Here is a 12,194-nt window from a genome sequence, read left to right as displayed (position 1 = left end):
CGAACCTTCCGGACACCCCGGTCCCCGCCTGCCTCCGCACGAACGCCTCCCGGGCGGCGCCGTAGCGGTTCCGGCAGGCGGGGAGCGTTCTCTCCGTGGGCTTCCGGCGCGGGGGCCTCAGGTCGCCCCGGCCGTCCTCCCGGCCTCGGAAGCCGGTCGTCCTGATCGCCGGGCCCCGGGAGGCCCGCTCCCTCACGCCTCCCAGGCGGATCGGCGCAGCAGGCGTGCGCCGTTGAGCGCGACCAGCACGGTGGATCCCTCGTGCCCTGCCACCGCCAGTGCCAGCGGCAGTGTGGCGACCAGGTCCCACGTGACCAGGACCGTGATCACGGTGGCGGCGACGGCGAGGTTGGCGATCACGTACCGGCGGGCCCTGCGGGACAGCCGCACCAGATTGGCCACCGAGCCGAGCTCGTCCCGCACGATGATCACGTCGGCGGTGTCCAGGGCCAGGTCCGAGCCCCGGCGGCCCATGGCCGCCCCCGTGGAGGCGGCCGCCAGGGCGGGGGCGTCGTTGATGCCGTCGCCGACCAGCAGGACCCTCTCGCCCCGGGCCTCCAGGCCGGTGACGAGGGCGACCTTGTCCGGTGGCAGCAGAGAGGCGTGTACCGTGCCGATGCCGGTGCGCTCGGCCACCGTGGCCGCGGCGGCCGGGTTGTCGCCGGTCAGCAGTACCGCGGGAGCCCCGGTGAGACCGGCTGCGGCACGGACCGCCGCGGGGGCGTCCGGACGCAGCCGGTCCGTCAGCGTGATCGTTCCGATCAGCGACCCGTCGCGTCGCACCTGTACCAGGGTGCCGGTGGTGGAGGAGTCGGCGGCGCCCCGCTCGACGGTCACGGTGCTCCCGTCCACACGGCCGACGACCCCGAGTCCGGGCAGGGCCCGAAAGCCGGTGACCTCCTGCAGGGGCAGGCCGCGTTCGGCGGCGGCGCGCACGATCGCCCGGCCCAAGGGGTGTTCGCTGTAGTGCTCGACCGCCGCGGCCAGGGCCAGGACCGTGTCGGCGCCGTGGCCGGTCATGGGACCGATGTCCGTGACCTCGGGGGCACCCTCGGTGAGGGTGCCGGTCTTGTCGAAGGCGACCACAGTGGTGCGGCCGATGCCCTCCATGACGGTCGCGGACTTGACCAGGACGCCGTGGCGGCCGGCGTTGGCGATGGAGGCCAGCAGCGGCGGCATGGTGGAGAGCACCACCGCGCAGGGGGAGGCGACGATCATGAACACGATCGCGCGCAGCAGCGCGTCCTCGAAGGCGTGGCCGAAGAACAGCATCGGCACGGCCAGTACCAGGAGGGTGGCGACGACCACGCCGAAGGAGTAGGTCTGTTCGACCTTCTCGATGAACAGCTGGGTCCTGGCCTTGGTCTCGGAGGCTTCCTCGACCAGGGTGGCGATGCGCGCGATCACGGAGGCGGAGGCGGGCCGGGTGACCTGCACGGTGAGGGTCCCGGTGCCGTTGACGGTGCCCGAGAGGACCTCGTCGCCCACCCCGCGGACCACGGGCACGGACTCGCCGGTGATGGCCTGCTGGTCGACCTCGCTGGTTCCGTCGACCACGGTCCCGTCACCGCCGATGCGCTCCCCGGGGCGGACCAGGATGCGCTCCCCGGGCTCCAGCTCGCGGCTGGCGACCGTGGTCGTGGTGCCGTCCCCGTGCAGGAGGGTGGCCTGTTCGGGGGCCAGGTTCAGCAGGGAGTCGACCGAGTCCGCGGTGCGCTGGGTGACGACGACCTCCAGTGCGCCGGAGGTCGCGAAGATGACGATGAGCAGGGCCCCGTCGAAGACCTGCCCGATCGAGGCTGCGGCGATGGCGGCGACGATCATCAGGAGGTCGACGTCCAGGGTCTTCTCGCGCAGGGCGCGCAGCCCGGCCAGGGCGGGTTCCCAGCCGCCGGTGGCGTAGCAGGCCAGGTAGAGGCTCCACCACAGCGGCGCCGGGGCGCCGCTCAGCTGGAGCCCCCAACCCAGGAGGAACAGGACCAGCGCGGCCAGGGCCCAGCGCACCTCGGGCAGCTTCAGTCCGGTGGCGAGGACCGAAGGGGGCCGGGGCAGGACCCGGTCCTGGACGACGGCCGGAGCCCGGGGCGGTGTCATGCCTGTTCCTGGGCGGTGTCGCCGGTGTCTGCGGCGGGGCAGGAGGCGGCCGTGCCCCGGTGCGGGCGCGCATCGACTCCGGCACGGTGGTGGGCGGGGGTCTCGTCCAGGGCGTGCTCGGCCTGGAAGACCGCCTGGGCGACCAGTTCTCGGGCGTGCTCGTCCTGGAGGCGGTAGAAGACCCGGGTGCCCTCCTGGCGGGTGGCCACGATCCGGCCCCAGCGCAGTTTGGCCAGGTGCTGGGAGACGGTGGTCGGTGACTTGCCGACGGCTTCGGCGAGCTCGCCGACCGAGTGCTCGGTCTCGCGCAGGGCCAGGATGATCCTGATCCTGGTGGGGTCGGCGAGGAGTCTGAACACCTCCGCCGCGAGATCCACGTAGGGGCTGTCCGGTCCGAAGCTGCAAACCTTCTTACCTTCACTCATGCGAATATAATAAGGTTCGAGTACTCCGAGGGCAAAGCGGGGTGTGAGGCGGCGGGGACGGTGCGGCGCCGACGCGCTCGGGCGCGGGGGCGCCTCGGCCCGCTCCCGGACGGGGTGGGCTCGAAGGCGGGGGCCGGGCCGTCCCACGGGTCGTCACCGACGCCGTGGAACGGCCCGGCCCCGGTGAACGGGGCCGCCTCTCGCGGGGATCTCCGGCCTGGACGACGTCACCGGGGTGCTGCGCGGCGGTGCGGCCCGGCAGGAGATCCTGGTTCAGAAGGCGTCGGGGTAGAGGCGGTGGGCGATCGTCTCCACCGCCTCGATGTTGCCGAGGGTACCGGGGTGCAGATCGCTGGAGGGAACGGCGATGAGGAGGTCGTTCTCCACGGCGGGAAGGTCGGGGAAGGTGCTGCGAAGGTAGTCGAGCGACCGCTCCTCGTTCCCGGGGCCGCTCACTCCGAACACGATGGCGTCGGGGGCACGGCTGATGATCTCCTCGGGGTTGATCTCGGCGGCGAAGAAGTCGGCGAACTCGGGGGAGTCGGGATCGAAGACGTTGTCCCCGCCGGCCGTGGCGATGATGTCCGCCTCGACGCCGGCGCCGATCGCCGACAGCGAGTTGCCCTCGATGAAGACCTGGGCGACGGTGGGGCGCGGCGAGCCGCTGATCGCGGATTCGACGGCGGCCAGCCGTTCCTCCGACTCCTGGGTGAGTTCCTCCGCGGCGTCGGGAACACGCAGGATCTCACCGAGGTTGGCGATGTCCGTCAACAGGTCGGTGACCTCTGCGGTGTTGCGGCGCTCCGCGCATCCCCCGGTCGCGACATAGGCCTCGGCGCCGTTCTGGTTCAGCTGGTCGATTCCGGCGAAGCCCTGTTCGGCGGTGAACTCGTACTCCGTGGGGGAGACGACGAGATCGGGTTCGACGGCGAGCAGGTCCTCACGTGCCGGCGGCGCGTCGGTGCTGATCTCAGGGACGTCGGCCGCGTGTTCGGCGATGTCGTCCGACAACGGTGAGACGGCGGTCTGTGCCTGGCCGACCAGGGAGTCCTGGACGCCGAGCCGGATGAGCAGTTCGGTCTGGGAGGGCATCATCCCGACGATGCTGGTGGGCGTGGTCCCGAAGGAGAGTTCGCGTCCGCAGTTGGTGATCACCACTGCTTCCCCCGCATCTGCGGTCTCCTCCGGGCTGACGACCCCCGTGCCGCAGGCGGTCAGCAGCAAGGGCGTCACGAGAGCGGTGCACGCGACCGCGAGGTTCGGGAGACGGCCGCGGAACACCGACGGGGTCTCGGCTGAGGGATGTGTCATGGGGCTTCGGTCTCTTCCTGGGTTCGGGAGAACTGGTGGGTCGTGGGACGGCCGTCCGGACTCTCCGGACTGCGGGAGTCGAAGAGGAAATGGCGCCGTCCGGAAAGGGGGTGGGCGACCGAGGTCGAGTCCACACCGAAGACCGAGCGGATCAGGTCGGTGTGGAGGACTTCCTCCGGAGCGCCGAGGGAGAGCAGGCGTCCCTGGTGGAGAACGCCGACGGTGTCGCATGAGCGCGCCGCGAGGTTCAGGTCGTGCAGAGCGACCAGGACGGTGCGGTCGGTGGACCTGATCAGATCGAGGAGTTCGATCTGGTGGGCGATGTCGAGGTGGTTCGTCGGTTCGTCGAGGACCAGGACCGGGGTGTCCTGGGCGAGCGCGCGGGCGAACAGGACCCGTTGCCGCTCGCCCCCGGACAGGGCGGAGAACGAGCGGTCCGCCAGGTGCGCGGCTCCCACGCGTTCCAGGGCCTGTTGTGCCGTGGCGATGTCCTGGTCGGAGTCGCGACCGTATCCGCGCCCGTGCGGGATCCGCCCGAGCAGGACCATGTCGAGCACGGGCATCTCGAACTCCTCGCTGTGCTCCTGGGCCATCACCGCCACGCGACGGGCCAGGTCCGTGCGTTTCAGGGCGGTGATGTCGGTGCCGTCCAGGCTCACACGTCCGGACGAGGGCGCGGCCAGGCCGGAGACCACCCGGAGCAGCGTGGACTTGCCGCTCCCGTTGGGACCGAGCAGTCCCAGCACGGAGCCCGAGGGCACCTGGATGCTCACATCGCTCACGACCGGCCGTCCACCGCGGTGGGCGGCCAGGTTCTCGATGTCCACTCTCATCGGTCCACCCCCACGCTTCCCGCGCGGTCCCGTCGCAACAGCCACAGGAAGAAGGGCGCTCCGACCAGTGCGGTGAGCACGCCCAGCGGGATCTCCGACGGGGCTGCGAGGGTGCGGGCCAACAGGTCGCAGGTCGCGAGGAACGCCGCGCCTCCCAGGAGAGCGACCGGGAGCATCTTCCGGTGGTCGGCGCCGACGAGGATGCGTGAGATATGGGGGATGACCAGGCCGACGAAGCCGATGCCGCCGCAGACCGCGACCACGGACCCGGTCAGCAGGGCCGCGGCGACGAGGACCCCGCTGCGCATCCGGTTGACGTTGACGCCCAGTGACGCGGCCGCGTCGTCTCCGATGAGCAGGGCGTTGAGGGCACGCGCCCGGAACACCGCGTAGAGTCCCACGGCGATCAGGGCCGCCACCGGCAGGGCGAGGTGTCCCATCGTGGCGGCGGAGACCGAGCCCAGAAGGAAGAACATGATGCTGAAGACGTTCTGGGCGTCGGTGGCGATGGTCAGGTAGCTGGTCACGGCGCTGAACAGGGAGCCGAGGGCGACCCCCGCGAGGATGAGGCGCTGTGGTGCGATGCGCCCGTTCTTGTGGGCGAGGAGGTAGACGGCCGCCGTGGCCATCAGGGCTCCCACGAACGCCGCGGTCCCCATCCCCAGGGAACTGACACCGACGCCCAGCACGATGAACGACACCGCGCCGACGCCTGCGCCGGCGGAGACGCCCAGAATGTAGGGCTCGGCCAGGGAGTTGTGCACCACGGCCTGCATCAGAGCACCGGCCAGGGCGAGTGCGGCCCCGGCGGTCGCGGCCAGGAGCGCGCGGGGGAGCCGGAACTGCCAGATGGCGTTGTCCTGCAATGTGCTCAGTGATCCGTCGGACATCCAGGGCATGCCGGGCACGAGGTGGCCGATGACGATACGCAGGGCGTCCGTCGGGGAGACGGCGATCGTCCCGACGGTCGTCGACAACAGCAGGACCGCCACCAGGACGAGCACGAGGGTCGGCACGAGTAGGCGAACGGCGAGGGCGCCGCGTCGTCGGCGGCCGGCTGCTTGCGTGGTTCCGGGAGGACCCTGCGGGCCGTCGGGCGCGTCACCCTCTGGCCGCGCCTTGCGCAGCAGGAGGTGAAGGAGGGACGGCGCGCGTCCCCCCGTGGTTGTTCTTGCCATCAGCGGTGGTTGCTCTTTCAGGTGGTCTGTGACCAGGTCGTGCGTGACCCGGTCGGGGCGGCGAAGCTGAGGACGGTCGCCCCGGGAAGGTGGGGGCTGTCGAGGTGGTCGCTGCCGTGACCGGTGCGCGGCACGCGCCACACGGTGGCGTCGCCGCCTGCGCGCCGCACCGCTCGGACCGCCGCGGTGTCGACGGTGTTCACCCGGGCGTCCTCAGCGGGCACGACGCCGAGAACGCGAGGGGGAGCGCAGCCGGGAGTGGGGCCATGGCGCGTTCCAGGGGGAGATCCGGCGCAGGTGCTCGACGCCCTCAGGGGTGTCCGGGTCACCGAACCCACCGAGCCGTCGTCGCCCCAGGGGGTGGGCCCTCATCCCTCACCGCCTGATGTGTCGGTGTCGCCACCGCGCCGGTGGAGGCGTCCGCCCTCGGCGAGCGGGCCGGGCACGGCGACGGTGTCGGGTTCGTCCCCCTCGGTCACGTGCGGCTGTCCGTCGCCGCCCCGCGTGACCGGGAACCCCGTCCCGCCGGGATCGACGGCTACGGCCCGCCTCTGTGCCGGTGAGCCGCCGGCCGGGTCCCGCGGCAGGCGCCCGGGGGCCGGTGGACGCGACATCGGGGGGAGCGGTGTCCGGTGAGGTACGTCCGTCCCGGGCTCGGCGCGGTCGACGGCGAAGGTCGGCGCGGAGCTCCCCCGGCCGCGCGGAGGCAGCTTGAGAACCCCGGCGTGTCCGGCCGGGACCGCGTCGCCGAGCTCACTCGCGGCCCCGCCGCCGACGGCGTACGTGCGTACCGCACGGTAGTCGGGCACAAGGAGCTTCTGGGGGTTCATGGGGCAAAGCTATTGTAAGTGAAAATCATTTTCAAGTACGGTGTGTGGCGTTCGCCCCCACGGACACGCGTCGGTGCGGAGCACCGGCGCGCGATCCGACCGTAAAAGGGGTCTCGTCGTGAACGACCGGATCGTCACCGAGATCGACGAGTCCGCGTAGCCGGCACATCTGCCGGCCTCGCACAGCAACGCCCTCGTCGAGAACCCTTGCGGGTGACCGCCGTCCCCCGACGTGGTCAGTGAGATCCCCCACCCGGTCGGGCGGCCTCCGTGCCGTTCAACCGGTTCGTCGCCACACACAACCGCCGGATCGTCCACGCCCCGGCGATGCTTCCCGGCGGACACGTCCTCGACAAGGAGCCCGACGCATGATGATCGTCCCCCAGCTGTGGCGGGAGGCAGCTCGTTTTCCCGCGGCTCTGGCCTGGAGCGTCGGGCTGCTGGTGCTCGTCTTCCTCACCCATCTCGGCCAGGCCGGGGCGATCGCCTGGTCGATGTCGGCGGTGCTGGACGGACGCCCCCGGGACGTGCTCGTGGCGGTCGCGCTCATCGTCGGTATCGCGCTGCTGAGACTGGCGCTCTCCCTGGCACAGACCTCTGCCGCGACGCTGCTGGGAGGCCGGGTCCGACAAGCGGTGCGCGGCCGCGCCATGGCGGCGGCGCTCGTACCCCGGCGCCTGCACGACACGGTCGCCCGCGACGGGTCGATGCGTTCGGGCCTCAGCGACGGCGTCGACGGCACCGACGCCTACGTTTCCAAGTACATCCCCGCCGTCGTGCACATCTTTCCCACCTGCGCGATCGCCGTGTCCGGCCTGTTCCTGCTCTCACCGGGAGCCGGGCTGCTGGTCGCCGCCGCCATCGTGTTCGCGCTGCTGGGACCCCTGGCCTGGAAGCGGATGATGGCCCGGCGCGGGCTCGATCACTGGGACAGTTACGACGCGCTCAGCGCCGACCTGCTCGAATCACTCCGCGGCATGGCCACCCTGCGCACCCTGGGCGACGTGTCGGGAACCCGGGAACGGTTGGACGACCGTTCAGAGGCACTGCGCCGCGCCACCGAGCGCGTCATGCGCGGTTCCCTGGCCGAAACGGCCGTCACCGACCTCGCCGTCCAGGCAGGGGTGGTCGCCGCCGCGATCGCCGCCACCGCGCACGCGGTCACAGGACAGGCCCCGGCCGTCGAGGTCTACCTGATCCTCCTCCTGGCCTCGGAGGCCTTCCGGCCCGTCCGCGACCTCTCACGGCACTGGCACGCCGGATTCCTCGGCCTCACCGCGGTTCCCGCCCTGGACCGCATCGGGGCGTTCACCGAACCGCGCGGCACCGCTCCGGATCCCGCGACGCCCGCTCCCGGGGGGCGGGCCCCCGCCGACGGTACGGCGGAGCTGCTGAGCGTGAGGGGGTTGACCTTCCGCTACCCCGACGCCCACCGGGACGTCCTCCAGGACTTCGACCTGACCGCCCGGCGGGGGACCCTCACAGCCGTCGTCGGAGCCTCCGGAGCGGGAAAGTCCACCTTCTTCGACCTCCTCCTCGGCTTCCTCGCTCCACGTGCGGGGCACGTCGAACTCGACGGGCGGCCTCTGCGCACCTCCGATATCGCCGTGGTCTCCCAACGGCCCGTGCTCTTCGCCGGGACCATCCGCGACAACCTCGCCGTCACCGGCGACCCCGAGGAGGCGGAGCTGTTCGCCGCCTGCGACGCCGCCGGGATCCTGGACGAGATCCGGAGTCTTCCACTCGGTTTCTCCACCGAGGTCGCCGAAGCCGGCACGAACCTGTCAGGCGGTCAACGCCAGCGCCTCGCCCTCGCCCGTGCGCTGCTCGCGCGCCGGCCGGTTCTCCTCGTGGACGAACCCACGAGCGCGTTGGACGCGGATCGGGCCGCCGGTGTCATCGACACGCTGCACCGCGTCGCCCGCGATCGCGTCGTCGTGATGATCAGCCACCGTCCCGAATCCCTCACCGGGGTCTCTCGCATACTGCGCCTCGACCCGGTGCACCTGGACAGGAACCCGTCATGATCACCCTCTCCGCAGCCGACACCTTCCGCGGGCTGCTTCCCGTGCTGCGACCGGAATGGCGCGGAATGCTGTGGAGCTATGCCGTCGGTACCGCGAGCGCGCTGACCCTGGCCGGCGTCACGATCCTCACCGCCTGGGTCGTCGGCCACGCCGTCGTGGAGCGGACAGCGCCGGAACCCGCGTGGTGGGCCGTCATCATCGGGCTCGTGCTGCTGCGCGTCGTCCTGACATGGCGTGAGATGGACGTCTCGCATGCTCTGGCCTACCGCGTTCTGGCCCGGCTGCGCATGGCGTTGTTCGACGCCTACGCGCGCAGCGTCCCCGGCCGGCGCCGCGAGCACTCGGGCCGCGCCGCCACCGTGGCGATGGACGACATCGAGAAGCTCGAGTTCTTCTACGCCCACACGATCGCCCAGATCGGCGCCTCCCTCACGCTGTTCACCGCTTCCCTGACCACCGCCTCGATCCTGTTGCCTGAGGCCGGGATCGTCGTCTTCACGGGCAGTCTCGTCCTGGCGAGCAGCGCGCTGTACTGGGCGCGAACGGCCAGACGCCTGGGGGAACAGGAGCAGCGGGAACGATCCGACCTGTCCACACGGATCGTCGACGCCCTGGGCGCACTGCGCGAGGTGCTCGCCTACGGCCTGTCCCCGCAGGTCGTCGCCGAGACGGGTGCGGCCACCGCACGCGCCACCGCCATCGCGCGCCGCCGCGAACTGCTCGCGCAACTGGTCACCTCGCTGCGCGAGTTCGTCACCACCGCAGTGGTCATCGGCGTCATCGTCGTGGGCAGCGCCGCCGCCGGCGTCCTCTCGGACACCGCGCAGACGCGGCTGTCCCCCGCCGAGCTGCCCGCCCTGATCGCCCTGGCCCTGGTCGGCGTCGCGGCGGTCACGGACGCCACCGCCACCTTCACGCGGCTGCACCCCCTCGTTGCCGGCGCCGAGCGCGTGTCATCCGGGATCAACCGGCCACCGGTCGTCGCGGTGTCCGACAACCCACGGCAGCTGCCGCCCGGAGCGCTCGGTCTGCGCTTCCGCGACGTGTGCTTCGCCTACGAGGACCGGCCGCCCGTTCTCACCTCCTGGTCCATGGAAGTGGCCCCCGGGGCACACGTGGGGCTGAAGGGGCCCTCCGGCTCGGGCAAGAGCACGGTGATCGCCCTCGCGGCCCGTCTCTGGGATCCTTCGTCCGGCATCGTGGAACTCGTCACGCCCCGAGGCGAGGGAGTGTCCGTCGCGGACGTCGACGACCGCGCTCTACGCGAGGCGGTCGCCCTGGTCGACCAGGATTCCGTGCTCTTCCACGGCACCGTCCGGGACAACCTGCTGCGCGGCGGCGCTCCGCGGCCGGACAGTGAGTTGAACACGATGATGGAACGCGTCGGCGCAGCCGACTGGATCGGTCTCGACGACGATCTCGGTGAAGCCGGTGTACGCCTCTCGGGGGGCCAGCGAGCACGCCTGTGCCTTGCCCGTGCACTCGTACGGCGGCCGCGGGTCCTCCTCGTCGACGAGGTGACGGCCAGCCTCGACCCCGCCACCGAGCGGGTGATCTCGGACGTCATCGCTGACTTCCCCGGTACGGTCCTTGTCGCCTCCCACCGTGCCGAGACCCTCGCGCGTCTGGAACACGTCGTGGAAGTCGCCGGGGCCGCTCCTGCCCGGCCGGGCAGCGCACCCTCCCGCGGACCGGACCCCGATCGCACGTGAGCGGGAGGACCGGCATCCACCGTTCGGTGGATGCCGGGGGTCGGCCGGATGCGCGGGGGATCGGGGCCGGACGGGCGATCCGCTGCGGGCCCCGGGCGGACAGGCTTGTGGGCATGGCGATCGTCGAGGTCACAGAGCTCAGCAAGAGGTACGGCAAGCAGGTGGTCCTGGACCGGGTCTCCTTCTCCGTGGAGGAGGGGGAGGTCTTCGGGATCCTCGGGCCCAACGGGGCGGGCAAGACCACCGCCGTCGAGTGCGTGGAGGGCCTGCGGCGCCCCGACTCCGGGACCGTACGGGTGCTCGGGCTGGACCCCGTCGGGCAGGGGGCGGAGCTCCGGGAGCACATCGGCGTCCAGCTCCAGCACACGCAGCTGCCCGAGAACATCAAGGTGTGGGAGGCGCTGGACCTGTACGCCTCGTTCTACGCGAGGCCCCGCGACTGGCGGGAGCTGCTGGAGCGGTGGGGCCTCGCGGACAAGCGCGACGCCCGGTTCGCGAAGCTGTCCGGCGGGCAGAAGCAGCGCCTGTTCATCGCCCTGGCCCTGGTCGGGGACCCCAGGATCGCGTTCCTGGACGAGCTCACCACCGGGCTCGACCCCCAGGCCCGCCGGGCCACGTGGGAGCTGGTCAAGCGGGTGCGCGCCGAGGGCGTGACCGTGGTCCTGGTCAGCCACTTCATGGACGAGGTCGAGGAGCTGTGCGACAGGGTCGCGGTCTTCGACCGGGGCGGGGTCGTGGCCCTCGACAGCCCCGAGGGGCTGATCGACGGCGTCGACGCCGAGTACCGGATGAGCTTCCGGTTCATGGACGGGCAGGCCCCCGAGCCGGGCGGCCTGCTGGGGAGCCTCCCCGGGGTGGCCTCGGTGTCCCGCACCGGCGACCTGGTCGTCGTGGCCGGGCGGGGGGACTTCGCGACCGAGGTCACCGCGTCCCTGGCCCGGGAGCACGTGCTCGTCCGCGACCTGCGCATCGACAAGCGCACCCTGGACGACGCCTTCATCGCCCTGACCGGCCGCTCCCTCCAGGGCTGGCCTCCACCTCCGGGCCCGAGCGGCCCGGCCCCGAGAACGGAAGAACCGTCGTGAAGACGCTTGCCAAGCTCACCGCCGTCGAGACCAAGCTGCTCGTCCGCGAACCCGGAGCGGTGTTCGCCCTGGCCATCCCCCTCTTCATCCTCGTGGCCTTCGGCAGCGGGATCACGGAGGGCGACACCGTCCTGCTGCCGATGGCGGTGACGCTGGCGATCGGCATGGTCGGCCTCTACCTGCTCCCCACGACCCTGGCCTCCTACCGGGAGAGGGGCATCCTGCGCAGGCTCTCGGTGACCCCGGTCCGCCCCGGCAACCTGCTGGCCGTCCAGCTCCTGCTCCAGCTGGCCCTCACCGTGTTCGCGGTCTCCCTGCTGCTCGTCGCCGGCATCGGCCTCCTCGGGGCCCACGCGCCCGGGGCCGCGGGGTTCCTGGCGGCCTTCCTGGCCGGCACGGCCGCGATGTTCTCCGTCGGTCTGCTCATCGCCGCGCTCGCCCCCAACGGACGGTCCGCCAACGGCTTCGGCGTGCTGCTGTTCTTCCCTCTGGCCTACCTGGGCGGACTCATGCAGCCCGTCGAGCACATGCCCGATATCCTGGCGCTCGCCGGGGGGTACACCCCGATGGGCGCCCTGCGGCAGAGCCTCGACGACGCCTGGAGCGGTGGCGTCCCCGCGCCGCTGCCCCTGGTCACCATGGCCGCGTACGCCGTGGTCCTGGGCCTCGCCGCGGCCAGGTCCTTCCGCTGGGAGTGAG

11 protein-coding genes are annotated in these 12,194 nt (G+C 71.9%); 4 read left to right on the top strand and 7 right to left on the bottom strand.

The window, feature by feature from the left end; all coding sequences use genetic code 11:
- Positions 1–192: 192 nt before the first annotated feature.
- The 7 genes from OUQ99_RS19360 to OUQ99_RS19330 form a co-directional block, all read right to left on the bottom strand.
- Positions 193–2,094, bottom strand: coding sequence for a heavy metal translocating P-type ATPase (locus OUQ99_RS19360; RefSeq protein ID WP_267945192.1), 1,902 nt, complete (start codon positions 2,092–2,094; stop codon positions 193–195).
- Positions 2,091–2,519: an ArsR/SmtB family transcription factor gene (locus tag OUQ99_RS19355; protein WP_267945191.1), complete on the bottom strand. Its 429-nt coding sequence runs from the start codon at positions 2,517–2,519 to the stop codon at positions 2,091–2,093. The genes OUQ99_RS19360 and OUQ99_RS19355 overlap by 4 nt, the downstream gene beginning before the upstream one ends.
- 273 nt (positions 2,520–2,792) lie before the next feature.
- Positions 2,793–3,830: an ABC transporter substrate-binding protein gene (locus OUQ99_RS19350; RefSeq protein ID WP_267945190.1), complete on the bottom strand. Its 1,038-nt coding sequence runs from the start codon at positions 3,828–3,830 to the stop codon at positions 2,793–2,795.
- The gene (locus OUQ99_RS19345; RefSeq protein WP_267945189.1) at positions 3,827–4,663 is read right to left on the bottom strand and encodes an ABC transporter ATP-binding protein; all 837 of its coding nucleotides are present in this window, start codon (positions 4,661–4,663) and stop codon (positions 3,827–3,829) included. The genes OUQ99_RS19350 and OUQ99_RS19345 overlap by 4 nt, the downstream gene beginning before the upstream one ends.
- The gene (locus OUQ99_RS19340; protein WP_267945188.1) at positions 4,660–5,679 is read right to left on the bottom strand and encodes a FecCD family ABC transporter permease; all 1,020 of its coding nucleotides are present in this window, start codon (positions 5,677–5,679) and stop codon (positions 4,660–4,662) included. The genes OUQ99_RS19345 and OUQ99_RS19340 overlap by 4 nt, the downstream gene beginning before the upstream one ends.
- Before the next feature lie 179 nt (positions 5,680–5,858).
- Positions 5,859–6,044 carry a hypothetical protein gene (locus OUQ99_RS19335; protein WP_267945187.1) on the bottom strand — a complete coding sequence of 62 codons (186 nt, stop codon included), beginning with the start codon at positions 6,042–6,044 and terminating at the stop codon, positions 5,859–5,861.
- A gap of 165 nt (positions 6,045–6,209) precedes the next feature.
- Complete coding sequence (locus OUQ99_RS19330) at positions 6,210–6,671, bottom strand: hypothetical protein (protein WP_267945186.1); 462 nt, start codon at positions 6,669–6,671, stop codon at positions 6,210–6,212.
- Positions 6,672–7,039: 368 nt separating this feature from the next.
- On the opposite strand from OUQ99_RS19330, the gene OUQ99_RS19325 reads away from it, so the two are divergent.
- From OUQ99_RS19325 to OUQ99_RS19310, 4 genes are all read left to right on the top strand, one after another.
- Positions 7,040–8,698: an ATP-binding cassette domain-containing protein gene (locus OUQ99_RS19325; protein WP_267945185.1), complete on the top strand. Its 1,659-nt coding sequence runs from the start codon at positions 7,040–7,042 to the stop codon at positions 8,696–8,698.
- Positions 8,695–10,410: an ABC transporter ATP-binding protein gene (locus OUQ99_RS19320; RefSeq protein WP_267945184.1), complete on the top strand. Its 1,716-nt coding sequence runs from the start codon at positions 8,695–8,697 to the stop codon at positions 10,408–10,410. The genes OUQ99_RS19325 and OUQ99_RS19320 overlap by 4 nt, the downstream gene beginning before the upstream one ends.
- A 113-nt stretch (positions 10,411–10,523) precedes the next feature.
- Positions 10,524–11,495 (top strand): ABC transporter ATP-binding protein, encoded by a 972-nt coding sequence (locus OUQ99_RS19315; RefSeq protein WP_267945183.1) that lies wholly within the window; start codon positions 10,524–10,526, stop codon positions 11,493–11,495.
- Complete coding sequence (locus OUQ99_RS19310; protein ID WP_267945182.1) at positions 11,492–12,193, top strand: ABC transporter permease; 702 nt, start codon at positions 11,492–11,494, stop codon at positions 12,191–12,193. Before OUQ99_RS19315 ends, OUQ99_RS19310 begins: the two co-directional genes overlap by 4 nt.
- Position 12,194 lies beyond the last annotated feature (1 nt).

The organism is Streptomonospora nanhaiensis, from assembly GCF_026642255.1.
Lineage (GTDB): Bacteria > Actinomycetota > Actinomycetes > Streptosporangiales > Streptosporangiaceae > Nocardiopsis > Nocardiopsis tropica.
The sequence above is the reverse complement of the archived record's forward strand: the minus strand, read 5'-3'. Positions and strand labels throughout refer to the sequence as shown.